The following is a 25,403-nucleotide window of genomic DNA, read 5'->3' as shown; positions in this document are numbered from 1 at the left end:
TGTTGGCCAATTGCCGGCGCGATCTGGTTCGCTTGAGACATGGAGATTCTCTTGGTCCTGCTCGGGGTGGTCATGATCGGCTTCGTGGTGCTGCCGTTCCTGAGGCGCGGGCGCGGCGGGATCACGCAGGTGCCGCCCGGCCATCCCGACGCGGCGGACCCGGCCGGCTACGGCTTCGCCCTCGAGGAGGAGCTGGACGTCCGTATGCCCGGCACCGACCAGGACCTGCTGGACGTCCTGGACCTGGTGCAGCGCACCCAGGACTACCGCGGGGCCCAGCAGCTGCTGGCCGGCACCGACGCGACGAGCGAGCTGCGCTGGCAGCGCGTGCAGGCCTTCGCGGGCGCCGCCTCGCTGGAGCTCGCCGCGCGACCCGGCGGGGCCGGTGAGTCCCCGGGCGGGCAGTGGCTGCGGGTGTGGCGTGCGGAGGTGCCCAAGGACGCGGGCGGCGCGGCGGTGCACGCCGAGTTCCTGGTGCAGCAGGCGTGGCGTACGGCGACGCCCGGGACGGACGAGTTCCGGATCATCATGGAGGAGGCGAGGGCGGCGTGCGGCGCGGCGGCGCTGCTGGCCCCCGGTGACCCGATCCCGTACATCGTGGAGCTCTCGGTGGCCCGTGGACTGGTCTACGAGCGGAAGGACTTCGAGCAGGTCTGGCTGAAGATCCTGGACCGTGCGCCGGCCCACATGGGCGCGCATCTGGCCGCGCTGCACTACTGGTGCGAGAAGTGGCACGGCTCGCGGGAGCTGGCGAACTCGTTCGCGGAGGCCGCGGCCGCGCGGGCACCGCAGGGTTCGCTGCTGGCCGCGATGCCGCTGTTCGCGGTGTTCGAGCACCTGCCGGAGGTGAACCTGGTCAGCGGTTTCTACCAGAGCCAGGTGGTGACGAAGGCGGTCCACGGCGCGCTGCACGCGGTGCACGCGGCCCGCCCCGACGACCCGATGGCGGCGCACGTGAGGCATCTGCTGGTCTTCTTCCTGGTCCGCGGTGAGCGCTGGGCGGAGGCCATGACCCAGCTGACGCACATCGACGGCCATGTCGGCGCGCTCCCCTGGACCCTGTCCCCCGATCCCGCCGCGGAGTTCGCGGTCTACCGGGCCCTGGCGGTCGCGGGCTACGAGGCCAACGGCGGCAGCCCGGCGACGCTGCCGCACTGAGGGACGGTACGCGCAGGGCCCGCCGGAAGCATGGCTTCCGGCGGGCCCTCACCCGGTGCTCAGCAGTGGGCCGGCGGTCGGCTCACTTGCCGTAGTAGGCGTTGTAGATCGAGATCGTCGACGTGTTGCCCTTCTTGTCGGTGATCTTGGCGCGGAAGGAGATCGCCTTCTTCTTCGCGGGGTTCTTGACGGTGATCTTGCCCTTCTTGACGTCGGTCTTCTTCCAGGTCTTTCCGGAGTCGTAGGAGACCCACGCCGCGAGCGACTTGAGGTTCTTGCCCTTGGCGGCGCCCTCGACGGTGACCGGGAAGGTGGCCTTCTTGCCCGCCGTGACCTTGCTGTCCAGTCCGGTGACCGCCTGGAAGCGGGCCGAGGAGGCGGGCAGCTGCTTCAGGCCGGTGGCCTTCTTGGAGCGGAAGGTCCAGCTCGCGTCGATGCGGGTGGACGCGGCGGCGACCTTGGCGCTGCGCTTGACCGAGGTCGTCAGCCGGTAGGAGGCGTCGGCGGAGGGCACCTTGAACTCTTTTTCACCGAACAGCGGGTCGTCGTGGGAGCCGACCTTGGTGCCGTTGCGGTACAGGCTGGTGGTGACCGAGGTGAACTTCGAGGAGCCGGGGTTGCCCTTGCCGTCGGCGAACAGCGGGAGGAAGCCGAAGATGTCGTTGCCGTCGCGGAAGAGGCCGTAGTCCGAGGTGAGACGCGGCCCGAAGACGGCCGTGTTCACGGTCTTGGAGTACTTCTTGCCGGCCTTGAAGGTGAGGGAGTCGCCGAGGGTGTAGCCGGCTTCACCGATCGGCCAGCCTTCGGCGTCGACGCCGCCCTGCTGCTCGAAGTCGAGGTCCCACTTCACCCCGTTCTTGGTGGACAGGTACAGGGTGCGGGTGCTGGGCAGGGTCTGCGGGATGCCGACCGAGGAGGCGGAGTAGCTGCCCGGCAGGAAGCCCATGGCGCTGACCGCGCCCTTCTTGCCGCTCGCCGCGGCGCCCATGGCGACCTTCACCGTGGCCAGTTCGGCGGCCTTGTAGGCGCGGGTGTAGCCGGTGGCGAGCTGCTTGACCTTGCCGCCGGCGACGGTGCTGTACTGCGCCTTGCTGCCCTTGCGCCAGTGGGTGTCCCACTGCTGGCTCAGCGAGCCGTCGGTGATCTGCGGGCCGAGGTGGGCGGAACGGAAGTTGTCGTACGACTCCAGCCACCAGCCGAAGCCGTGGACGCCGTTCTTCGTCTCCACGGTGTAGTCGGCCGAGGCGAACTCCGGCTTGGCCGCCTTGTCCGGCACGGTGATCTTCACCGGCTTGGCCTTGCGGGCGTCCAGGGTGACCGTCGTCTTCTTGGTGACGCTCAGCTTCGGCTGGGAGAGCCAGTCGGCGCCTTCGAACTTCTGCGGGTCGGAGCCGGCGAACACCGCGGTGTCCACGACGTAGTCGCCCTTGGGTACCCGGAGGGTGACGGTGCCGTCGGCGTCGTAGGGCAGGAACCACTCGCCGGCCGCCGCGCCGGAGAGGCCGTCCAGGCTGGCCTGGTAGTCGGCGGTCGCCTTGCCGTCGCGGCCGAGGACCTTGAGCGTCACGTCGTAGGACTCGGCCTCGCGCTCCACGCCCGCGGCCGTGCGGACGTTCTGGCCGCCGCCGGTCGCGACCACGTACGCCGAGTACGCGCCGTCGGTGGTGCCGCCGAGCTTGGTGTTGACGGTGAAGTCGACGGAGGCCGTGCCGCCCGCGGGGACCGTCACCGTGGTGGCGCCCAGGGTGAAGAAGCCGGCCGGGGCCGCCTTGCCCTTGGGGTTGGTGGCGGTGGACGTCAGCTTCAGGGTGACGTCCTTGGTACCGAGGTTGCGGTAGGTCAGCGGCTTGGTGACCGGCTTGTCGTCGGTGTGCGGCCACTGCTGGACGCCGAAGCTCACCGAGACCGGGTCGGCGATCACCGTCTGCTGGATGGCCTTGTCGACCTGGACCCGCCCGGAGCCCTGCTCGAACGGCGTGTACGCGCCGCCCTTGGTGGAGCCGGTGAGCGCGCCCTTCAGCTCCGTGTAGGCCCAGTTGGGGTGCTGCTGCTTCAGGAGCGCGGCCGCGCCCGCGACATGGGGGGTCGCCATCGACGTGCCCGAGATGGACATGTAGCCGGCCGGCTTCTCGCCGACCTCCTTGGCGATCTCGTTCCCCTTCGCCGAGGCGGCCGTGATGTCGACGCCGGGCGCGGTGACATCCGGCTTGACGGCGCCGTCGCCGACGCGGGGACCGGTGGAGGAGAAGTCGGCGAGCTTGTCCTTGTCGTCGACGGCGCCCACGGTGAGGGCGGCATCGGCGCTGCCGGGCGAACCGATCGACTTGGGACCGGAGTTGCCCGCGGCGATGGCGAACAGGATGCCCTTGTCCGCGGAGAGCTTGTTGACCGCCGCCTCCAGCGGGTCGATCTCGGCCGTGTCCCAGCCGCCCAGGCTCATGTTGACGACGTCGGCGCCCTGCGCGGCCGCCCACTCCATGCCTGCCAGGATGCCGGAGTCGTCACCGAAGCCGAAGTCGTCGAGGACCTTGCCGTTGAGGATCTTGGCACCGGGGGCGACACCCTTGTACTTACCGCCTGCCTTGGCGCCGGTACCGGCCGCGATGGAGGCGACGTGGGTGCCGTGGCCGACCTTGTCACCGGTGTTCGGCGCGGTGGTGAAGTTCTTGGACGCCGTCACCTGGCCCTTCAGGTCCGGGTGGGTCGCGTCGACACCGGTGTCCAGGACGGCGATCTTCACGCCCTTGCCGTCGTAGCCGGCGGCCCACGCCTTGGGGGTGCCGATCTGCGCGACGGACTTGTCGAGGGCCGCCTTGCGGACACCGTCGAGCCAGACGTGGGCGATGCCGGACGCGGTCCGGTCGCCGTCGGTGACCGCCTTCCACAGGTCGGGCGTGTCCTCGTGCGAGGTCTGCACGGCGTCCGCGTTCAGGGCGCCGAGGGTCCGGCGGAGCGTGCCCGCGTCGCGGACGTCGGACTTCGCGGCGGCGGCGCGGCCCTGGTACCCGACGATGACCTTCAGACCGCGCTGCTGGGAGCGTCGGATGGAGTCCTTGCCGAGTTCGGTGATGTCGAAGAGCCGCCGGTCGAGCCGGCCGCTCGCGATCAGCCGGGCGGCGTCCGCCGGCAGTACGTGGGTGTGGCCGCCGGACCTGCGGATCTGGACGGGTATGTGTTCCCGGCCCTTGGCCCGCTCCAGACCGACGACGCGGCCCTTGGCGTCCACGGCGACCCGGTCGCCGGTGATGAGGGTGATGCGGTGCTTGGCCTTCAGCGAGGACGACGTCTGTGCGGCGATACCGGCTGCGGTGTCCGCGGCCGTCCGTTCCCCGTTCGCCGACGCCGGGCCGGTCATGCCCGCCACCAGCGCCACGGCGGCTGCCGTGGCGACCATCGCCGCGCCCGTCGCGCGCGCTCTCTTGACTTGTCTGCGCAAGGTTCCCCCTAGCGGATGTGCCGGGCTGATTCCCCATCACCCGGCCGGGGGTGGTCTCGTACGCATGTGCGTAACCCCCCGGGTGATGCAGTATGCCGAGCCGTGTTCAAGTGCCTCAAGGGGCTGCGGGGGAGAACCCCAAGTCGACGGGAATCTGTGACACCACCGCCGGGCTTCCGTTACGGGATCGACGAATTGGGAGCGCGCGGACGGGCGCGTGGGATCCGCGTCCGGCTGCCGGGGCCCGAGCCCCGAGCCCCGAGCCCCGCCTCCCGGGACCTGCGCACCACTCTCGATGTCAGTGGTCGGGGATAGCTTCGATCGTGTTGCGCCGAGGTGGCGTGGACATCTGCTTTCGCATGCAGGGGAGATGGTGCGTTGTCCGTCTGGGAGAAGTCGAGCACGGCGCGGGTGGTGCCGCCCGCGAGGCCGCGGAAGCTGTCCAAGGTGCCGTTCGTCGAGCTGGCGGACGGCCGGCTGCAGGGGGTGGTCTCCAGCGGGTCGGACATCGGGCGCGTGTACGTGTCGTCCGTCGCCGCCGGGACCTACGCGTTCGCGTGCAGCACCAACAACAACCGCCCCTGCGGCGGCGCGCGCGGGTGGTTCTGCAACCACATCCGGGCACTGGTCGACGAGGCCGTGCTGCAGTACGGCGCCGAGCGCGTGGCCCGGTACCTGAAGGTCGAGGTGGCGGACGGCGAGCTCGACGCGGACTCCGTCACCACCGCCATGACGCGCACGCGGCCCGCGCAGGGCGACACCTCGGCCGCGGCGCCCGTGTTCAGCCGGTTCCTGCGGCACCTGGCGTACCTGGAGCTCGCTCCGAGTACCGCGCCGCTGCCCGAGATGCAGTGGTTCCCGACGACGAGGGCGGTGGCCTGATGCGTGCCGATCTGCTGTTCGACCCCGTCGACGGTCTCGACGAGGCCCTCGCGGCCGTGGACGCCTTCGACGCGGCGCTCGTCGCCGGTCTGCTCCGGCCGCAGCCCGACCAGGCCGCCGGTGTGGTGGAACTGGCCGACGCCGTCGCCGGAACCCCGCTCGCCGCGCGCGTCGCCGAGGCGGCCGACAAGACGGTGGCCGGGGCCGCGGGCGAGGACCACTTCGTCGCGCTCGCCGCGGCCCGAGCCGCCCTGCTCGGCTCGGTGCACGACGCACTGACCGCCCGCGTGACGGAGGCCGTCGGCCGGCCCGTCGCCGAGGAGGCCGCCCCGGGCGGGGCCGGCGGCGCGGACCACGCCGCGAACCTCCTGGCCGCCGCCCGCAGTTGGCTGAGCGACCTCGCGCGCGCCGGCTGGCAGGGCATCGACCACGAGCTGGTCGGCGGCGCCGCGCCCGTCGTCACGGCGATGCTGCCCGACCCGGCGCTGCGCCGACAGGCCACGCTGCTGGACGGGTTCGCCGCCGAACTCGCCGCGTCCTGCCCGGGGGCCACCCTGGAGCGGATCCCGGTGCGCCGGTGGGCGGACCTGTGGTCGCGCTCTCTGCTCCTGACGCTGCCGGGTGCGACCGGCGCCCCCGCGGTGGACACGGCCACCGGCCGCCTGCTGCCGCTCGGGATCGACGTGCAGGAGCACGCGACCGCCGTACAGGCCCAGGTCCACGCGGTGTTCGAGCCCGCCGACGGCGGCGCGCCCCGGCTGGTGCGGGCCGCCGCGTCCGCCCCGAAGCCCGACACCGTCGTCGGGGCGGGCCTGTGGCAGCTGCTGCGCCCGCACCTGTCCCTGCTGACCGCGGTGAGCGAGGGCCGTGCGATGGACCTCGACGCGATGCCCGTCACCGCCGAAGGCGACCTGATCTGGGACGACGCGCGCGCCCGCACGGGTGAGCCGGCCGACTCCCTCGCCACCGCGCGCGTCGCCCTGCCCACCGCCACCGCGGCGGCCACCGCGCCGCTGGACCGGCACCCGGCCCGGATCTCCGTCCCCGTCCTGCTGGAGGGGTACGAGGCGGAGCAGGACGACGACGGGGTCGCGTTCCGGATCACCGGGCGCCGCCTGGCCGTCGACACCGACCGGATACCGGCCGCCGGACCGCTCACCGCCGAGGCCGTCGTCGCGTCCGGCGCGTGCATCGCGCTGCTCCGGTGGGACGCCGGGGAGTTCCACGTCCAGCCGCTGGCCGTGGAGAAGACCGTGCGGAAGAAGGCCGTCGCGGTGCACGCCGGGGCGTGGGCCGGAGGCACCACCGACAAGGGCGGTGTCCGCGCGGAGAAGGCTGCCACCGGCGCCGTCGACGCGCTCCGCGAACGAGCCGGAAGGCTGTTGCGGAAATGACCCACCCCACCACCGCACCGGCCGCCGTGCCCGGTCCGGCACAGCCCTCCGCACCCGCGGAGTCGACCGCGCCCGCCGCGCCCGCCGCGCCCGACCCGAACGACAACCGGCGCCAGGTGCTCTACTGGCGGCTGCTGGCCCGGCTGTTCGACCCCGAGGAGCATGCCTCACTGGAGTCGGCGAGCCTGGCCGTGGTCGAGGACATCGGGCTGCCGTCCGCGCTGCTCGACCCGGGCGCCTCCGTCGACTCCGTGGTGCAGCGGCACCCGGAGCTGGCCGCCGAGTTCGACGGGCTGATGGCCCCCGAGCCGGAGGAGGACGACGCCCGCGACCGGGCCGCCGAGGTGCGGCGCGCGGCCCTCGTCTCCAAGGTCCTGCTGAACGTCTTCTCCACCGGCTCCGGCGCCGTCACCGCCGAGCAGCTGGCCCGCTGGCAGTCCGACGCGGGCTGGCTGGAGCGGGCGCTCGGCTGCCGGCCCGGCGACCTGCGGGGCGGACGCGCCGGCGCGGGGGGCGTCGGGGCGAATGGTGTCGGCGCGGGTAGTGCAGGCGTGGGTGGTACCGGCGCGGGCGGCCAGGGTGTCAGCCCCACCGGTACCGGCGGGGGCGGGCGCACACCCGACCTCAGCCGGCTGATCCCCGCCATCGGCCCGGAACTCGGCTCCATCGAGGCCGGCCTGGTCAAGCGGATGCGGCTGCGCGAGGTGCTGGCCGACCCGCGGCTGGCTTCGCAGCTGACCCCGAGCATGTCCCTGATCGAGCAGCTGCTGCGGGACAAGAACAACCTCTCGGGTGTGGCCCTGGCGAACGCCAAGTCGCTGATCCGCCGTTACGTGGACGAGGTCTCCGCGGTCCTGCGCACCCAGGTGGAGAAGGCCACGGTCGGCGACATCGACCGGTCCGTCCCACCGAAGCGGGTCTTCCGCAACCTCGACATCGACCGCACCATCTGGAAGAACCTCACCAACTGGAGCCCGGAGGAGGAGCGGCTCTACGTCGACCGCCTCTACTACCGGCACACCAGCCGCAAGACGACACCGCAGCGGCTGATCGTCGTCGTGGACCAGTCGGGCTCCATGGTCGACTCGATGGTCAACTGCACCATCCTGGCCTCCATTTTCGCCGGGCTGCCGAAGGTGGACGTCCATCTGATCGCCTACGACACCCAGGCGCTGGACCTCACGCCCTGGGCGCACGACCCGTTCGAGACCCTGCTGCGCACCAAGCTCGGCGGCGGCACGGACGGCACCGTGGCCATGGCGCTCGCCCAGCCGAAGATCGCCGAGCCGCGCAACACCGTCGTGGTGTGGATCTCCGACTTCTACGAATGGCGCACCGACGAGCTGTTCGAGAGCATGTCCGCCATCCACCGCTCGGGTGCGAAGTTCATCCCGGTCGGTTCGGTGACCAGCGCCGGGCGCGGCAGCGTCAACCCGTGGTTCCGGGAGCGCTTCAAGGACCTCGGCACGCCGGTGATCTCCGGCCACATCAAGAAGCTCGTGCACGAGCTCAAGACGTTTCTCACCTGATCCGTCCGCCGGCTCCCTCGCCCGAAGCTCTCCGAACCTCTCCGAGCTTCTCCGAGCTTCTCCGAGCTCATCTCAACACCCCGGACTTCCACGCACTTCCACGAACGTCTCTTCCTCGAGCCCTTCTCGAGCCCTGAACGGAAAGGCCCTCACCTGATGTCCGACCTGCTGCGCGCGCCCGCCGAGATCAAGTACGCCGAGGAACTGGACTGGCTGGAGTCGGTCGACGACGGCCCCAAGCCGTTCTCCTGGCGGCTGTCGCCGAAGATGGTCCGGCTGTTCGTTCTCGGCTCCGAGCGCTCCGACGGCCTGGACCGGGAGATCTACCAGAAGTGGTTCGGCGACCGGAGCTTCGTCGAGCGTTCCATCGTGACCCTCGCCTCCGACCGCGGCCTGCTCCTGATCGGCGACCCCGGCACCGGAAAGAGCTGGCTGGCCGAGCTGCTGTCCGCCGCGATCAGCCGCAACTCCACCCTCGTGGTGCAGGGCACGGCCGGCACCACCGAGGACCACATCAAGTACTCCTGGAACGTGTCCATGGTCATCGCCAAGGGCCAGTCCAGGGAGTCGATGATCCCGTCGCCGATCATGACCGCGATGGAGACCGGGTCGATCGGCCGTTTCGAGGAGCTGACGCGTTCCACCAGCGATGTCCAGGACGCGCTGATCTCCCTCCTCTCCGAGAAGTACGTCTCGGTGCCGGAGCTGGAGAGCGGCGGCAGCGACAACATCGTCTTCGCCAAGCCCGGCTTCTCGATCATCGCCACCGCCAACAGCCGCGACCGCGGGGTCAACGACCTCTCGTCCGCGCTGAAGCGCCGCTTCAACTTCGTCCGCATCCCGGTCATGACGAACAAGAAGAGCGAGGCCGAGATCGTCCGCTTCCGCACCGAGGAACTGCTGCGCCGTCACTCGATAGAGCTGGAGGTGCCGCCGACCCTGCTCGACGTGCTGCTCCAGAGCTTCGCCGACCTGCGCGCCTCCGCCGCCGCGGCCGGCAGCGACGACGAGAAGCTGGAGTCCGCGCTGTCGACGGCCGAGCAGATCGGTGTGCTGGAGGACGCGGTCCTGCACAGCAACTTCTTCGGTGAGCGCACACTGACCGCCCGTTCCCTCGCCTCCTCGCTCGTCGGCTCCCTCGCCCGCCGTGAGCCGGAGGACCTGGCCATCCTCAACAAGTACCTGCACGGCGTCGTCGAGCCGCGCAGCAAGGAGCAGGGCGGCTCATGGCCCGAGTTCCTGGAGGGCGGCCGGGACGCGATCGCGACGCTGTCATGAGCGCCGCACCCGAGAGCGCGCCCGTCGTGCGGGAGAGCACGCGCGCGGCGCGGGAGAGCACGTTCGCGGGGCTCCGCGGCCAACTCCACGAGGCAGCGGCCACGTTCGCCGGCGGGCCGGACGCTCTGGAGGGCATCCTCCTCGGCATGGTCAACGACGTGGACCGCGCGGTGCGCGAGCCGCTGGAGATCTTCCCCGTCTGCCACCACTCGCCCGCCTCCGCCCTCGCGATGGCCCGCCGGCTGCGCGAGAAGCAGCCCAAGGTGGTGTACCTGGAGCTGTGCGAGGACATGGCGCCGCTCCTCACCGAGCTGCGCAACTGCCGCCTGCCGGTGGCCGTCCAGGCGTTCGCGAGCGAGGTGGACGGCTTCCCGCCCGAGTGGGCACCGCTGTCGGTGGTCGCGCCGATCACCGAGGCGTCCGCCGAGTACCAGGCGATCGCGTACGCGCTGGACACCCCCGGCGTCGAACTGGTCCTCGTCGACCGGTCCTCCGACCACGTCTTCCAATGGGACAGCCGCGGGCAGTGCACCCCACAGGGGGCCGAGGACGGGACGGACAAGCACGGGACGACCGGGCACGGGACAGCCGGGCCCGACGGACGGACCTCGGCCGAGGACGCGACGGAGACCGCGCTGCACGGCGAGGCCGTCGGCGTGGGGATCGGCGACCTGCGGCCGCGCTTCGCCGAACTGGAGGAGCACCTGCTGCGGCACGGCAAGGTGCGGCACTGGTCGGAGTGGTGGCACCAGTACGTCGAGCTGCCGCTCGGCGACGGCGACCACGACACCTACCGCCAGGTCATGCTCCTCATCGGCAGCCTGTTCCGGCGGCTCGCCCCCGGCGACCCGTCGCGGGTGCGGATCGACGAGGACCGCGAGCGGTACATGTGGACCCGGATGCGGGAGCACCTGGCCGCGACCGGCACCGACCCCGAGGACTGCCTGTACGTCTGCGGCGCGTTCCACGCGGCCAGCAGGGTGGAGGAGTTCGGCGTGGCCGGCTCCGACACGTACGAGATCTCGCCGCGCTCCGCCACCACCTGGCAGCACGGGCTCATTCCGTCCAGTCACGCGGCGGTCGAGGCGCAGTTCGGTCTCGCCGCCGGCTCGGTGTCCATCGCGGCGACCGAGTGGGCGAAGAGCCTCAAGCGCACCCGGGTCCGGCCGTACCGGCTGGCGGGTCAGGCCGGTACGAAGAAGTCCCGGGCGAAGCAGACCGCAGCACCGGCGGCGGGGGCGGCGCGGCCCGCCGCGACGGACAAGCTGTCCGGGTTCCTGGGCCGGCCGCCGGTCCTGGACTCGCTGGACGAGGCCGAACTGCTCGGCTGGTCCGTGGACATCGTGAGCGCGGCCCGGCGAAGCGGCTATCTCGCCTCCACCGCCGACGCGATCGCCGTCTTCGAGACGTCGATCCTGCTCGCCGGGATGCGGGACCGGGCCAAGCCCACGCCGTACGACTTCCAGGACGCGGCGGTCACCTGCATCGAGAAGGACGCGGTGCCGGGGCGGCGGGACGTGCGGCGGCTCGTCGAGATCATGATGGGCGGCGACCGGGTCGGCCAGGTCGGCTACGACTCACTGCCGCCCCTCGCGCGCGACGTGCACGACCGGCTGGAGCCACTGGGGCTGAAACTCCAGCAGCGGGGCGTGCGGCGGGCCCTGCTGGACATGGCGTCCCAGCCGGAGCTGCGGGACTGCTCCGACGTGCTGTGGATGCTGCGCCGGCTGCTGCCGCAGGGCGCGGCCCGGCCCATCATGGGCGAGCGCGCGCTGGGCGAGCGGTCGATCCAGGAGTCGTGGGACCTGGCGCTCGGCACCCACCAGCGGGCCCTCATCGAGCTCGGCTACGAGGGCGTCAGCATCGAGCAGGTCCTGGAACAGCGCCTGCGCCGCGCCGCCTACGCGCCGCAGGCGACGGCGGCGACGGTGCTGGAAGCCGTCGAGGACGCGGCGCTGTACCTGGGCGGCAGCCGGCGTCTCGCCGACGAGCTGGGCACGCGCGCGCTGGCGGTCCTGACGTCCGAACGCAGTGTCGACGGCGCGCCGGAGGTGCTGCGCCGGGTGCGCCGGCTGCTCGCGTACTACCGGACGAGCGAGCCGGTCCTGCCGCCGTGGATCGGGTCCTTCGTCAAGGCCGGTTACGCGCACTACTGCACCCTGCTGCCGACCGCGTTCACGGACGAGGACGCGACGGTGGGTCAGGTCGCGGCGATGCTGGGCTTCCTGTTCAGCATGGAGAGCCTGGCGCTGTCGCTGGGCTGCGACAGGGCGCAGCTGGAGCTGGCGGTCGCGCAGTCCCACCCCGCGGACCCGTCGAAGACGGCCCTGCTGTGGGCGGCGCAGGTGCAGCTCGGCACGCTCTCCCGCGAGCGGTTGCGGGCGCGGTGCGACGAGCTGCTGGCCAACCCGCTGGTGGTGCCCGCGTATCCGCGCTACCTGAGCGGCTTCGTCCACGCGTTGGAGCCGGTGCCGGGCCTGGCGGACGTGGTCGTGGAGGCGGTGTCGAACGCGTTCGGGCGGCTGCCCGACGCGGTGCTGCTGCCGTGGCTCCCGACGCTGATCAGCACGCTGCGGGCGGGCGCGGCGGACCTCGCCCCGCTGCTGATCCGCGAGGCCGGGCGGATCTTCCCGAGCCGGCTCGCGGCACTGGACGCGTGGGTGCCGCCCTGGCGCGCACCGGCCCCGGCTCCCGTACGCCGCGCGGCACGGGCGGCAGGGCGGGCGGCCGACGTCCGCCGGGGCGCCGCACTGGCACCGGCGCATCCCGCCGCGTTCGACGCGCTGGCGGACCTGCTCGGCTGCACGGAAGGCTGGGCCCCGGCCACCGCCCCGGCGGGCATGGCGGGCATGGCGCTGCTGACCACGCACCCCGCAACCTGCGACGCGCTGGCGGACCTGCTCGGCTGCACGGAGGGCTGGGCCCCGCCCAGCCCTCCGACGGCTCCGGCAGGCGCAGCCCTGACCGCCCGCCATCCAGACTCGGCAACGGCGCTGGAGTCCCTCCTCGCCGGCAACTGACCGGCGACGCGCTCCCGGCCACGGGATTCCACTCCCGCCGGGCTCGCACGCCGGGCACCCGGCGTGCGAGCCCGTGCACTCGGCCCCTCCCCGTGCGCGGCCCGCCGTGTCCGACGCGGTCAGGGACCGCACACACAGAGCTCAGCAGTCGTGCCGGGAGGCGCGGACCTGTCGGTCCTCCACCCGAACGCCACCACCGTGAACCAGCATCTCCGCGCTGCGAACCGACGGTCGGCCACGCGCTTTTCCACCAGGGGGCTCACAGCCCGGACCGGGAGCCGGCATCGTCCCCACGTCTTCCGCGCACGGACACACTTCTGCGCGACGGGTGCGGTCAGGCGCCCGGGTTCTCCTTGACCGTGATGCAGCCCTTGCGGATGGTCGCCACGCGCGGGGCCTGCTTCGCCAGGGTCGAGTCGTGGGTGACCATGACGAAGGTGAGCCCGAGCTCCTTCCACATCCGGACCAGGACCTCCATGATCTCGTCGCGCATCGACTCGTCGAGGTTTCCGGTGGGTTCGTCGGCGAGCAGCACCTTCGGTTCCTTCACCAGCGCCCGCGCGATGGCCACCCGCTGCTGCTGACCGCCGGACATCTCGGCGGGCAGATGCCCGAGCCGTTCGCCGAGTCCGACCGCGGCCAGCGCCTCGGCGGCCTTCTCGCGCCGCTCCTTCGTCTTCACCCCGAGCGGGACGAGCGCGGTCTCGACGTTCTCCTGCGCGGTGAGGGTCGGGATCAGGTTGAAGGACTGGAAGACGAAGCCGATGCTCTCGCTGCGCACCCGGGTGAGCCGGGCCTCGGGCAGCTTGGCCAGGTCGGTGCCGTCGAGGAGGATTTCGCCGGAACTGGGACGGTCGAGTCCGCCGAGCATCTGCAGCAGGGTGGACTTGCCGCCGCCGGTGGGGCCCTGGATGACGAGCCGGTCGCCGTCGGGGATCGTCAGGTCGATGCCGTCGAGGGCGCGGACGGTTTCCTTGCCCCGGGTGTAGCGCCGGGTGACGCCTTTGAGTTCGTACATGGGTCAACTCCTGGATTGCATACGAGGGTGGGGCCGCCGGCGACGGGGCGGCGCTACGCGACGCGGCGCAGCGCGTCCGCCGGGCGGAGCCGGGAGGCACGCCAGCCGCCGAAGGCACCGGCGACGAGACCGCCGGCCACCGCGAGGCCGACCGCGAGGGCGACGGTGGTGAGGCTGACCGGCGCGGTGAGGGCGACGTCGAGGGTCTTGGCGGCCGTCTGCCGTACGGGACCGGCCATGCCACCGCCACCGGGGCCACCCCCGGGGCCGCCCGCGCCGCCTCCTCCGCCGCCGAGCTGGGCCTGCAGGGTGGGGCTGATCGCGGTGACGGCATACGCGCCCGTCAGGCCGAGTGCGATGCCGAGGACCCCGCCGATCAGCCCGTGCACGACCGCCTCGCCGACGACCTGTCGGGTCACCCGGCCCGATGTCCAGCCCAGCGCCTTCAGCGTGCCGAACTCGCGCACCCGGCGGGAGACCGCCGAGGAGGTGAGCAGCCCGGCGACGAGGAACGCGGCCACGAGCACCGCGATCGACAGCCACTTGCCGACGCCGGTGGCGAGGGAGGAGGCGGTGGACAGCGAGCCGGAGACGGTGTCCGCGAGGTCGGCGGAGGTGGTGACCGTCGTCCCCGCCACGTTCTTCTGGATACCCGACTTGACGGCGTCGAGCTGCTGGGAGTCGGTCGCCCTGACGTAGATCGTGGTGACCTTGTCCTTGGCTCCGGCGAGGGTCTGAGCCTGCTTCAGCGGGATGTAAAGGTTGGCGGCGGCGTCCCCGCTGTCGGCGGTGGCGATCCCGATGATCTTGTACTTGGTGCCCTTGACCGTGACCGTGTCACCGGTCTCGAGCTTCTTCTCCTTGGCGTGGGCGGAGTCGGCGACGGCCACCTTCGCGTCGGTCTCGCTCGCCTTGAAGGTACGGCCGCTGGTGATCCGGGAGGAGGTCAGCGGGCCGAGTTCCGGCTCGGTGACGTCGGTGCCGTAAACGGAGTAGCTGTTGACGTCGAAGTCGGCGCCGCCGCCCTGCACGCGTCCCTCGGGGGCCGGCTGGGCTCCGCCCGGCCCTCCCTCCTGGCCGCTCTTGCCGTCCTGGCTTCCCTGACCGTCCTGGCTGCCGTCCTGCTGGAACCGACCGCGTGTGAACTCGCCGCTGACCTTGACGACCTGGAGGTTCAGACCGCCCACCGCGTCGGCGACACCGCTCTGTTCGCCGACCTTGCGCACGGTGGAGCTCGCCAGGGTCTGGAAGCCCTGCACCATGACATGGTCGGTGCTCTGCTCATCGCCGGAAGCATCGTCCTGGGCGTCGAAGCGGAAGCGTGGCCGTTCCTGGGCCGTGGCGGACTCGGCGGCCTTGGTGACCGTCATGTCCGTGCCCAGTCCGTACAGCGACTGCAGGACCTTCTCCTGCGCCTTGCCCATGCCGGAGGACACGGAGTTGACCACGATGACCAGCGCGATGCCGAGTGCGAGACCGGAGGCGACGACGAGGGCCGCCTTTCTGCGGCGGCGCAGTTCGCGCCTCAGGTAGGTGAAGAACATGAGGGCACGCTAGGAGCGGCCCGTGATGAAGTGTTGAGCCCTCGATAAGAGCCGCATGAGAAGACCGATGCCGCGTCCGCCCTTCCGGGGGCGGACGCGGCATCGGTCAAGTGGACGAGCGGTTGGACTGTTGGCTGCCGAGTTGTGGAGCGGTGGGTGGCCGACAGGTGTCAGACCGCCGAGCCCGCCTTCCACTGGGCCCAGTCCATGTTCCAGCCGTTGAGGCCGTTGTCCGGGGCGACGGTCTTGTCGCCGGTGTTCTTCACGACGACGACGTCACCGACGATCGAGTTGTCGTAGAACCAGGCGCCCGGCGTGTTCGGGTCGTCGGCGCCCTGGGTGTCGGACAGGCCGATGCAGCCGTGGCTGGTGTTGGCGCTGCCGAAGATGGACTTGGCGCCCCAGTAGTTGCCGTGGAGGAAGGTGCCGGAGTTGCTCAGGCGCATGGCGTGCGGTACGTCCTTGATGTCGTACTCGCCCTTGCCGTCGTCGTCGGTGAAGCCGACGGTCGCGCCGTCCATCCGGGTCTCCTTGAACTTCTCGGAGATGACCATCTGGCCCTCCCACGTCTTGTTCTCGGGGGAGCCGGCGGAGATCGGGATCGTCCGGACGGTCTTGCCGTCCTGCGTGACCTTCATCTGCTTGGTCTCGGCGTCGACGATCGAGACCTGGTTGCGGCCGATCTTGAAGTTGACCGTCTTCTGCTGAACGCCGAAGACACCCTCGGCACCCTCGACCCCGTCGAGCGCCAGCTTCAGGGTGACGGTGGAGTTCTCCTGCCAGTAGTCCTCGGGACGGCAGTCCATGCGGTTCGCGTTGAACCAGTGGCAGGCGACCTCCTGGCCGCTGCTGGTGGAGACGGTGATGCCCTTCTGGACCTCGGCCTTGTTGGCGATCGCCTTGTCGAAGTTGATCGACACCGGCATGCCGACGCCCACGGTCGAGCCGTCGTCCGGGGTGAAGTTGCCTATGAAGCTGTTGTCCGGGGAGACCGTGGTGAACGAGGCGTTCTCGTGGGCGGCGCGTCCCTTGGAGTCCTCGGCGGTGGCCGCCAGCTTGTAGGCGGTGGCGCGCTCCAGCTGGACGCTGGGCCTCCAGCTCTTCTTGTCCGCGGCGATCTCACCCTCGACGACGGTGCCGTCGGTGGCCGTCATCGTGACCTCGGTGAGCGTGCCCTTGGCCACGGTGACCGCGGCGGAGTTGTTGATGGAGGCATTGCTCGAGCCGCCCTTCGGCGTGATCTTGATCTGGGCCTCGGAGGTCTTCTTGGCCGCCGCCTCGTCGACCTGGGCCTGCGACGTGCCCTTGCCGTTGTCCCCACCGGAGCCGGCGTCCTCGCCGCCACCGGAACACGCCGAGAGCACCATCACTCCACCGAGCAGAGCGGACGCAGCCATCAGGCCCCTGCGCCGCTTACCTTCCGTCATCACACGCTTCTCCATCGTCGCCGCTTCCCCGAACCCCGCGGGCCCCCGCACCCGAAGCTGAGAGTCCCCGTCAAACACTTCAACGCTACGACCGGTAGGTCCCGTTCCACATGGTCCGCGAATGTGGGGCTCACCACGTCCGTCGCGGCCGGGCAGGCGGTGTTCGACCCGTGCGTCACCTGAGACGTCAGAGCCCGGGCGGCGGTTGCCGCCCGGGGTCACGATTTCCCCAAACCGCGCCGGTCAGTCACCTCCGCCCGACGTAACCCACCCTCCACGCACCCCACTTACGGTAATTGCCACATATTTCACACTTCATCACTCTTGGATGTTTTGTGGACAATGCCCGTGTTGCCCTATCTGTCACTTTTGACCGAAACGTCATCCGTATCGCCGTCTGACGCGTCATCGAACCCGTCGTCATCGAACCCGTCGCCATCGAACCCGTCGCCGTAGACCTCGTCGTCGCCGTCGTCGTCGAGGTCCCACTCGGGCGAGTCCGGGTCGTAGTCGATCCGCTCACTGCTCCACGAGGCCTGCTGGAGTTCCACCCCCGGCACGTCGCCGACCAGACCGAACGGGTTGACGAGGTACGCGAGCGCCTCGGCCGTGTCGCCGGCCACCGCGTCCCGAGCGGGCGCCCGCTCCTCGGCAGACAGGTCGCCGTCGTCCGCGATCCTGGCCAGCGCGGCGCCGGTCACGGCGTCCACGTCGTCGACCTCGAGAACGAGGTCGACGCGAAGCCGTACAAACCGCGATGTCTCTGGAGTGCTCATGCCCCGGAGCGTACGACTCCGGCTCCCGTGACTTTCCTGTGACCCGCGATTTTCACTAACATCAGTCCACACGGCCAACTCGCCAGCGCCACAAGGGGATCGATATTCCGTGTCATCCGCTCTCCGTCCGTTGCTGACCGCCACCGCCGCAGGCACCCTCCTGTGCGCCCTGTGGTTCGTCCCGTCCGCCAACGCGACCTCTGACACCCCGACTCAAGGAACCACCCCGGCAAGCCCGTCTCCGCAGGTCACAGAGCAGGCGAGGGTCATATCCAGCACCTCGACCAACGCTTCGACCGCGTCGTACGACGGCACCGCCGGCGAGGTCCGGCTCGCCGACACCGGCAGCTTCAACAGCACGCCGTACGTCGTCGGCGGCACCGCCTGCCTCACCCTCGGCGCGGGCTTCGTCGTCTACTCGGTACGCCGGGAACGCCTCGACTTTTAACTCGCTTGACGTTCCCTTGAGATGACCTTGACCGCGGCCTCCGCGCACCCGCGGCTCGTCACCGCAGCGGGCCTGTGATCTTTTCCACCGCGGTCAGCAGCCGTCCGTCGCGTACGAACGCCTCCGCCGCGGCGAGTTCGGGCGCGAGATGACGGTCGGGGCCGGGACCGCCCACACCGGCCTGTCGCGCGGCCTCGACGACGGCCCGGGTCGCGGGCGCCGGGGTGAGCCCCTCGCGCAACTCCACCGCACGCGCGGCGGTGTACAGCTCGACGGCGATGACCCTGGCGAGGCTGTCGACCGAAGTACGCAGCTTGCGCGCGGCCGACCAGCCCATCGAGACGTGGTCCTCCTGCATCGCGGAGGACGGGATCGAGTCCGCCGACGCCGGTACGGCCAGCCGCTTCAGCTCGCTCACCAACGCGGCCTGCGTGTACTGAGCGATCATCAGACCGGAGTCGACACCGGGGTCGTCGGCGAGGAACGGCGGCAGCCCGTGACTGCGGTTCTTGTCCAGCAGCCGGTCGGTACGGCGCTCGGCGATGGAGCCGAGATCGGCGACGGCGATGGCGAGGAAGTCCAGCACATAGGCCACCGGGGCGCCGTGGAAGTTGCCGTTGGACTCCACCCGTCCACCCCCGGAGCCGAACGCCCCCGAACCGGTGCCGCCCGGACCCGTGCCGCCGGCACCCGTGTCGCCGGGCAGCACCACCGGATTGTCGATGGCGGCGGCGAGTTCGCGCTCGGCGACCAGTCGGGCGTGCGCGATCGTGTCCCGTCCGGCGCCCGCGACCTGCGGGGCGCAGCGCACCGAGTAGGCGTCCTGGACGCGCGGGGCGTCGTCCTGATGATGCCCCGTCAGTCCCGAACCGGCGAGCACCGCAAGCATGTTGGCGGCGCTGGCGGCCTGGCCCGGGTGCGGGCGGATGGCGTGCAGTTCGGGGGCGAGCACCTTGTCGGTGCCAAGCAGTGCCTCCAGACTCATCGCGGCCGTGACGTCGACGGACCGGTACAGGGTGTCGAGGTCGGCGAGGGCCATGATCAGCATGCCGAGCATGCCGTCGGTGCCGTTGAGGAGGGCGAGCCCTTCCTTCTCGCGCAGTTCGACGGGCCGGATCCCGTGCTCGGCGAGCAGGTCGCCGGCGGCCCGCAGGGTCCCGTCGGGCCCCTCGGCCTCCCCTTCGCCCATCAGGGCGAGCGCACAGTGGGACAGCGGGGCCAGGTCGCCGGAACAGCCGAGCGAGCCGTATTCGTGCACCACGGGGGTGATCCCGGCGTTCAGCACGTCGGCGATCGCCTGCGCGACCTTGGGGCGTACGCCGGTGTGCCCGGAACAGAGGGTCTTCAGCCGCAGGAACATCAGGGCGCGGACGACCTCGCGCTCGACGTGGGGCCCCATGCCGGCGGCGTGCGAGCGGACGATGTTGCGCTGCAACTGGGCACGCAGCTCCGGGCCGATGTGCCGGGTCGCCAAAGCACCGAAGCCGGTGCTCACCCCGTACACGGGGTCCGGCTCGGCGGCCAGGGCGTCCACGATCTCGCGGGACGCGGCGAGGGCGGCCAGCGCCTCGCCGGAGAGCTCGATGCGGGCACCGCCGCGCGCCACGGCGAGCACATCGGACGCGGTGACGCCGGACGGTCCCACCACCACAGTGCGCATATTCATATTCAGGAGCGTACGCAGTGAATTCGACGATGTCACCACTGGGACCCGCGGTCACCCCTTACCGATACGCCCGCCCCCTCGCCACGCCCCTGAGTCCGCCGGACCAGTACATCCCGGGTGCCCGGACCCCCCTCGCACCCCTCCCCTACGGCGAGTGCCGCCCCCGGAACCGGCGCCGCTCCCCGTCCGGCTTCCGTACCGGCTCGTCCACCAGGCACACGACCGGGTCACCCGGACCCTCGCGCCCGGCGACGACGGGGCGGGTGGCCCGCTCGGCCTTGGCACGGTACTGCGCCGCGTCGGCCAGCCGGAAGAGCCGCCGGGCGGAGTGCACCGGCCCGATGGGGTCCCCGGTGGACGCCACCCCGCAGGCCACACCGTCCCCGATCTCCAGCACCACGGCGCGGCGGCACACTTCGTCGGCCGTCCTGACGGCCTCGTCGGCGGGCGGCCCCACCGCCAGCAGACAGAACTCGTCCCCGCCGAGCCGCGCCGCCAGGGCACCGGGCAGCATGGCCCCGCACAGGGACAGCACGGTCCCGAACCGCTCGAGCAGCCGGTCGCCAACGGCGTGCCCCAGCGTGTCGTTGACCCGCTTGAGCCCGTTCAGATCGCACACGACGAGGCTGACGACGGTCCCGTCCCGGCGGTGCCGCTCGATCGCCTCGTCGAGCCGCACGTCCACGGCACGGCGGTTGGCCAGCCCGGTGAGCGCGTCCGTGTACGCCAGCCGCCGCGCCTCCTCCAGCCGCTCGGACTGCGCGATCCCGGCGGCGACGACGGCGGCCAGGACCGTCGCGAAGTCGGCGTCGCCCCGCTCGAAGACGGGCGCGCCGACCGGCCGGGCGACGTACAGCTCGCCCCATGCCCGCCCGTGGAGCACGATCGGGGCGACCACGCAGCAGCCGCGCCCGCGGCGGCGCAGGGCCGTCACCCTCTGATGGGTGTAGCCGGGCCGCCCCGCCGTCGGCCCCTGGGCGGTCTCCACCCAGGCGTCCGGCTCGCCGCCACCGGCCGCCCACCGCTCGTGCAGGAACTCGGTGATCTCGGCGAACTGGTGCACGGGGTAGGCCTCGCGCTCCGGGAACTCCTCCTCGCCCTCGGCCAGTTCGCCGACGTTCACCAGGACCCGCAGCCGCCCCAGCTCGCGCTCCCACACCGACAGCGCCGCGAAACTCCCACCGAGCGCCCGGCCGGCCCCGAGAGCCGCGGCCCGCCAGACCTCCCGCGAACTGTGCGCGGCGGCCATGCCCTGCGCCAACGCCACCACGGCCGCCAGCCGGCTGTCCTCACCCATCCCTCCAGGCTAGGGACGTTCGACGCGAAGAGGGAGATTTAAGGAGCAAACGGAAGTTCCGTCATGCCCCCAGGCCCCGCCGCTCCCCTCCCCGGGCCGGCGTCGCGCCCCACCAGTAACGGGTGCTCCACTCCCCGCCGACCCGGCGCCGCTCTACTCCCCCGGCCAGTCCGGCTTGCGCTTCTCGTTGAAGGCGGCCACGCCCTCCGCGCGGTCGCCCGAGAACGCCACCGTCCGCCAGGCGGCGTCCTCCACCTCGAGGCCGGCGGGCAGATCCAGCCCCTGCCCGAGCCGCAGCGCCCGCTTGGCCGCCCGCAGCCCCACCGGCGAGTTGGCGGCGATGCGGGCGGCCAGGGCCAGCGCCTCCTCGCGGTCCCGCCCCGCCTCCACCAGCTCGTCGACCAGCCCCAGCTCCCGGGCCTCGGCGGCCTCCACCCGGCGCGCCGTGAAGATCAGCTCGGCGGCCCGCGCCGCGCCCACCCGCCGGGGCAGCAACTGCGTACCGCCGCCGCCGGGAATCACCCCGACGGACACCTCGGGCAGCCCCACCACGGCCGTACGGTCGGCGACGATCACATCGCAGGACAGGGCCAGCTCGAATCCGCCGCCCAGCGCGAACCCGTGCACCGCCGCCACCGTCGGCACCGGCAGCTCCAGCACGCCGGTGTACGCCCCGCGCGCCACCGGCCGCTGGCGCACCAGATCGGCGTCGCTGAAGGAGTTGCGCTCCTTCAGATCGGCGCCGACGCAGAAGGCCCGCTCGTGCGACGAGGTCAGCACCACCACCCGTACGGCCGGGTCCTTCCCCAGTGCCGCGCAGGCCCCGGCGAGGGACCGGGCCATCTCGGTGGAGACGGCGTTCATGGCCTTGGGCCGGTCGAGGACCAGCTCCGCGACATGCCCCTGCTCATGCCGCCGCACCAGCACGAACTCCCCGAACCGTTCCTCACTCATGACACCCTCCGGTTAACGCGGGTTAACATCCGTCGTCCCGATCATCGCAGCCGGCACCGCCCGGTGAAAGGGCGTGCGTCCAGTTCCCTCGTCACCCCCCGTCCACCCGTTCGAGTGACATCCCGCCCACTCCGGCCCGGCCCCCTACGGGAACGCCTAGCGTGCAACGCACCGCGGCGCGTGGGGGGCGCGTACGCAGGGCAGGGGGAGGAATCATCATGCCGACGAACACGCCGACCAGACCGACCGAACCACGGTCCACCGGACCGGAGACGGCCGAGGGCACACCGGCGCACACCGGATTCGCCCTCTTCGGCGCGCGTTTCCGGGGCCGCCACCGCAAACCCCGCCCCCGGAAACTCCTGCTGGCCGGCGGCGGACTGGCGCTGACCGCGGGCGCCCTGAGCCTCGTACGCCTGGCGTCCGACCCGGGCCCCGCGGACATCGGCGCCGGGGCCGGCCCCCGCCCGGTCGTCCCGGACCCCACGACCGCCACGAGCCCCGGCACGGACGGCACGGGCGGTACCACTGCTCCGGCCGCCCCGGCCCCGGGGGCCGGTCCCTCCTCGCCCACCGCCCTGGGCGGTCAGAGCACGCCGCTGCTCACACCGGCCGCCCCGGGCAGCACCGCCGCACCGACCGCCGTGACCTCGCCCCTCACCACTCCGGACACCCCGAGCACCCCGAGCACACCGGGTGCCCCGGGTGCCCCGGGTGCCCCGAAGCCGCCGGTCCCCACCGGCGCCCCACCGGACGCCCCCACTCCCCCGCCGACGCCTCCGGACCGCACACCGCCGCGGCCTCAGCCCCCGGACCGGCAGGCACCACCCCCGCCACCGGACCGGCCGAGCGAACCGGACGACGGCCCCGTCCTCTGCGTACCGATCATCGGCCTGTGCGTGGGCGGCGGCCCCGGTCTCAAGGACTGAACCACCGGAGGCCGTCGGAGAACTCTCAGAACCTCTAGGGATTGTCCCGGCGTGTGAGCAGCCACGGCTCCACCACGCCCAGACCACGCACGGGTCGCTGCCACATAGGCTGCAGTCCGAAGCGGTACGTCGGCGGCTCCTCGCCCTCCTTCTCCGCCGCAGCCGCCGCCTCGGCAACGGCGGCCTCGGAGGCGGGCGCGTCACCGGTGCGGATCAGTTCCTCGGCGAAGGCGGTGTCGACGAGTACGGCGTCCCGAGGCGCTATCGAGGTGAGCCGGGAGGCCAGGTTCACCGTCGTCCCGAAGACATCGCCCATCCGGGTGGTGACGGTGCCGAACGCCATGCCGACCCGCAGCTCCGGCATCGTCTCGTCGTTCGCCATGGTCTCGATCAGCCGCAAGGCGATCTCCGCGGCCGTTCCCGCGTCGTCGGCGGCGTAGAGCACCTCGTCACCGAGGGTCTTGATGAGCCGCCCGCCGCGCGCGGCCACCAGGTCGGCGGCGGTCGTCTCGAAGGCCTCGACGAGCTCGCCGAGCTCCTCCTCCTCCATCCGCCGGGTCAGCCGCGTGAACCCGACGAGGTCGGCGAACGCGACGGCGAGCCGCCGGTCCACCATCTCCTCGTCGTCGGCGGCCTGGAGCACCCGCCCGGCCGAGGCGGCGAGCTGTCGCCGCCACACGTAGACGAGGAACTCCTCCAGTTCGGGCAGGAGCAGCTCGACGATGGGATACGTGACCTCGGTGCGTGTCATGCCCAGCTCGGGCGGCTCGGTCAGCCCTTCCAGGAAGGAGTCGATCTGCCACTCGGCCAGTCGCGCGGTGGTCTGTCCCGTGGACCGCGCCACCTGCACGGCCATGGCCTCGCTCAGCAGCCCCGCCTCCACCAGACCGGCCAGTCGCCGCAGCGCCAGGACGTCGGCCTCGGTGAACGCCTTGGCCTGTCCGACGTCGGCGAATCCCATGGCCCGCCAGAACCGCGTGGCCAGCTCCACCGTGACGCTGGCACTGCGGGCCGCCTGAAACGGGGTGTAACGGCGCTCGGCACCCAGAATGAGCTGCTCGAGACGCAGAGCGAGCGGGTCCTCGCCGTTGTCGGCGGGACGGGGGTCGTCCCCCCGCTCGCGCGAGGCCGAGGGTGGCGGAGGCTCCGCGCGGCCCTGCGCTTCCGTTCCGGAGCCCGAGTCGTCGACGGTCACGCGTTGCTGCCCTTCCGATCTGCCACGGCCATGTCTCGACCGGCCTCAACTCTACGGCAGGTGTGCGCCAGCTCACTCCGTTCGGTTGCGCCGACGGGTGGCACGACCGGCGCACCCGGCATCGGGGTACCCACCGTACGCACCGGCACCCGTGCCCGCGTGCGCCCCTCACCCGCCCCCCGGGCCGACAGGGCCTACGGGACTACGGGGCCTACGGGACGACGGGGCGTACGTGCACGATGTCGCCCGCTCCCACCGGTTCCTGCACCCCCTCCTCCGTGGCCAGCACCAGGCGTCCGTCCCCGTCGACGGCGACCGCCTCGCCCAGCAGCACCCGGTCGCCCGGCAGCTCGGCCCGCACCACCCGCCCGAGGGTCGCGCACCCCGCCGCGTACGTCTCCTGCAGGCCGCTCGCGGCCGGGTCGCCGCCTGCCTCCCGCCAGCGCCCGTACCAGTTCTCCAGCGACCGCAGTACGCCCCGCAGCAGGGGGTCCCGGTCCGTGGTCACCGCGCCCGCCAGCGCCAGGGACCCGGCGGTGGGCACCGGCAGTTCGTCGGCGCGCAGGCTGACATTGATGCCGACGCCGATCACCACCCCGTCGTCCCCGGCCCGCTCCGCGAGGATTCCGGCGGCCTTGCGCTCCTCGCCGCCGACGGTGACGAGGAGGTCGTTGGGCCACTTCAGGGCCGTGTCGACGCCCGCCGTCCGGGACAGGCCGGTGGCCACCGCGACGCCGGTGAGCAACGGCAGCCAGCCCCAGCGGGCCACCGGCACCTCGGCGGGCCTGAGCAGGACGGAGAAGAAGAGGCCGGAGCGGGCCGGGGCCGTCCACTGCCGGTCCAGGCGGCCCCGCGCGGCGGTCTGCTCCTCCGCGACGAGCACGGACCCCTCGTCGGCCGTCCCCGCGGCGGCGCGGGCCACCAGGTCGGAGTTGGTGGAGCCGGTGCGCTGCACCACGTCGATCTGCCGCCACAGCCCGCCGTCGCGCACCAGGCCTCTGCGCAGGCCGACGACGTTCAGCGGCGGGCGGTCGAGGTCGGTCCAGCGTCCCGACCCGCCTCCCGACCTCGGCGGGAGGTCCGGGCCGGTCGTGCCATCGTCATCCGGTGACTTCGTCATGCCGCCAGACTAGGTACGACTTCCTCCGCCCCGCAGCGGGGACAGATCATGAGAACAGATCATCAGGGCGGACCCGGGGACGGATCACGAGGGCGGATCAGGGTCGGGCCCGAGCCCTTTCCCCGGTCTGTGAAGGGGAAAGCAGTGTGGGAAACACCGCACTGCCGATCCACAGGGCCCCCACTACGCTGCGGATGAGCAACCGTCCCCCTTTTGAGCAGGCAGGGAGCCGTATCCCGATGTCCGAGCCGGAAGTGCAGCAGCCCGATATTCATACGACCGCGGGCAAGCTCGCGGATCTCCAGCGTCGCATTCACGAGGCGACGCACGCC

18 protein-coding genes are annotated in these 25,403 nt (G+C 71.9%); 8 read left to right on the top strand and 10 right to left on the bottom strand.

What is annotated here, in order from left to right:
- The first annotated feature begins 39 nt into the window (after positions 1-39).
- Entirely contained in the window at positions 40-1,158 is a 1,119-nt protein-coding gene (locus tag ACFPZI_RS36300) for a hypothetical protein (protein WP_381371420.1), read from the top strand.
- A gap of 82 nt (positions 1,159-1,240) precedes the next feature.
- On the opposite strand, the gene ACFPZI_RS36295 is transcribed toward ACFPZI_RS36300, so the two are convergent.
- Positions 1,241-4,552 carry a S8 family peptidase gene (locus ACFPZI_RS36295; RefSeq protein WP_381371486.1) on the bottom strand — a complete coding sequence of 1,104 codons (3,312 nt, stop codon included), beginning with the start codon at positions 4,550-4,552 and terminating at the stop codon, positions 1,241-1,243.
- A 420-nt stretch (positions 4,553-4,972) separates the two neighbouring features.
- Here ACFPZI_RS36295 and ACFPZI_RS36290 point away from each other — a divergent pair, with 420 nt between their 5' ends.
- The 5 genes from ACFPZI_RS36290 (at position 4,973) to ACFPZI_RS36270 (ending at position 12,697) form a co-directional block, all read left to right on the top strand.
- Positions 4,973-5,476, top strand: coding sequence for a hypothetical protein (locus tag ACFPZI_RS36290; RefSeq protein WP_381371419.1), 504 nt, complete (start codon positions 4,973-4,975; stop codon positions 5,474-5,476).
- Entirely contained in the window at positions 5,446-6,870 is a 1,425-nt protein-coding gene (locus tag ACFPZI_RS36285) for a hypothetical protein (protein WP_381371418.1), read from the top strand. The genes ACFPZI_RS36290 and ACFPZI_RS36285 overlap by 31 nt, the downstream gene beginning before the upstream one ends.
- Positions 6,867-8,399, top strand: coding sequence for a vWA domain-containing protein (locus ACFPZI_RS36280; protein ID WP_381371417.1), 1,533 nt, complete (start codon positions 6,867-6,869; stop codon positions 8,397-8,399). The genes ACFPZI_RS36285 and ACFPZI_RS36280 overlap by 4 nt, the downstream gene beginning before the upstream one ends.
- A 156-nt stretch (positions 8,400-8,555) precedes the next feature.
- Positions 8,556-9,677, top strand: coding sequence for an ATP-binding protein (locus ACFPZI_RS36275; protein ID WP_381371416.1), 1,122 nt, complete (start codon positions 8,556-8,558; stop codon positions 9,675-9,677).
- A complete protein-coding gene (locus ACFPZI_RS36270; protein ID WP_381371415.1) occupies positions 9,674-12,697 on the top strand; it encodes a DUF5682 family protein in 3,024 nt (1,007 codons plus the stop codon). The genes ACFPZI_RS36275 and ACFPZI_RS36270 overlap by 4 nt, the downstream gene beginning before the upstream one ends.
- A 334-nt stretch (positions 12,698-13,031) precedes the next feature.
- Here the strand turns inward: ACFPZI_RS36270 and ACFPZI_RS36265 are convergent, their stop codons facing one another.
- The 4 genes from ACFPZI_RS36265 to ACFPZI_RS36250 form a co-directional block, all read right to left on the bottom strand.
- Positions 13,032-13,715, bottom strand: a complete 684-nt coding sequence (locus ACFPZI_RS36265; RefSeq protein WP_381371414.1) for an ABC transporter ATP-binding protein — start codon at positions 13,713-13,715, stop codon at positions 13,032-13,034.
- A gap of 53 nt (positions 13,716-13,768) precedes the next feature.
- Positions 13,769-15,259, bottom strand: a complete 1,491-nt coding sequence (locus ACFPZI_RS36260; protein ID WP_381371413.1) for an ABC transporter permease — start codon at positions 15,257-15,259, stop codon at positions 13,769-13,771.
- Positions 15,260-15,429: 170 nt separating this feature from the next.
- Positions 15,430-16,686, bottom strand: coding sequence for a L,D-transpeptidase (locus tag ACFPZI_RS36255; protein WP_381371412.1), 1,257 nt, complete (start codon positions 16,684-16,686; stop codon positions 15,430-15,432).
- Positions 16,687-17,042: 356 nt separating this feature from the next.
- Complete coding sequence (locus tag ACFPZI_RS36250) at positions 17,043-17,462, bottom strand: hypothetical protein (protein ID WP_381371411.1); 420 nt, start codon at positions 17,460-17,462, stop codon at positions 17,043-17,045.
- Between the two features lie 109 nt (positions 17,463-17,571).
- Here ACFPZI_RS36250 and ACFPZI_RS36245 point away from each other — a divergent pair, with 109 nt between their 5' ends.
- On the top strand, positions 17,572-17,910 hold the full coding sequence (locus tag ACFPZI_RS36245; protein WP_381371410.1) for an LPXTG cell wall anchor domain-containing protein: 339 nt from the start codon (positions 17,572-17,574) through the stop codon (positions 17,908-17,910).
- Between the two features lie 58 nt (positions 17,911-17,968).
- Here ACFPZI_RS36245 and hutH read toward each other — a convergent pair whose 3' ends face one another.
- The 3 genes from hutH to ACFPZI_RS36230 form a co-directional block, all read right to left on the bottom strand.
- Positions 17,969-19,570: a histidine ammonia-lyase gene (gene hutH, locus ACFPZI_RS36240; RefSeq protein ID WP_381371485.1), complete on the bottom strand. Its 1,602-nt coding sequence runs from the start codon at positions 19,568-19,570 to the stop codon at positions 17,969-17,971.
- A 151-nt stretch (positions 19,571-19,721) separates the two neighbouring features.
- On the bottom strand, positions 19,722-20,873 hold the full coding sequence (locus tag ACFPZI_RS36235) for a GGDEF domain-containing protein (protein ID WP_381371409.1): 1,152 nt from the start codon (positions 20,871-20,873) through the stop codon (positions 19,722-19,724).
- Between the two features lie 153 nt (positions 20,874-21,026).
- Positions 21,027-21,827 (bottom strand): enoyl-CoA hydratase/isomerase family protein, encoded by an 801-nt coding sequence (locus tag ACFPZI_RS36230; RefSeq protein ID WP_381371408.1) that lies wholly within the window; start codon positions 21,825-21,827, stop codon positions 21,027-21,029.
- A gap of 218 nt (positions 21,828-22,045) precedes the next feature.
- Between ACFPZI_RS36230 and ACFPZI_RS36225 the strand changes: the two genes are divergently transcribed.
- Positions 22,046-22,756 (top strand): hypothetical protein, encoded by a 711-nt coding sequence (locus ACFPZI_RS36225; RefSeq protein WP_381371407.1) that lies wholly within the window; start codon positions 22,046-22,048, stop codon positions 22,754-22,756.
- A 34-nt stretch (positions 22,757-22,790) separates the two neighbouring features.
- Here ACFPZI_RS36225 and ACFPZI_RS36220 read toward each other — a convergent pair whose 3' ends face one another.
- Both ACFPZI_RS36220 and ACFPZI_RS36215 read right to left on the bottom strand, forming a co-directional pair.
- Positions 22,791-23,951, bottom strand: coding sequence for an adenylate/guanylate cyclase domain-containing protein (locus tag ACFPZI_RS36220; RefSeq protein WP_381371406.1), 1,161 nt, complete (start codon positions 23,949-23,951; stop codon positions 22,791-22,793).
- Between the two features lie 211 nt (positions 23,952-24,162).
- Entirely contained in the window at positions 24,163-25,071 is a 909-nt protein-coding gene (locus tag ACFPZI_RS36215; RefSeq protein ID WP_381371405.1) for a biotin--[acetyl-CoA-carboxylase] ligase, read from the bottom strand.
- Positions 25,072-25,403 lie beyond the last annotated feature (332 nt).

The sequence above is a fragment of the Streptomyces chlorus genome (assembly GCF_042655885.1).
GTDB lineage: Bacteria > Actinomycetota > Actinomycetes > Streptomycetales > Streptomycetaceae > Streptomyces > Streptomyces chlorus.
Note: the sequence above shows the minus strand (reverse complement) of the source record. Positions and strands in the feature narration are given on the sequence as shown.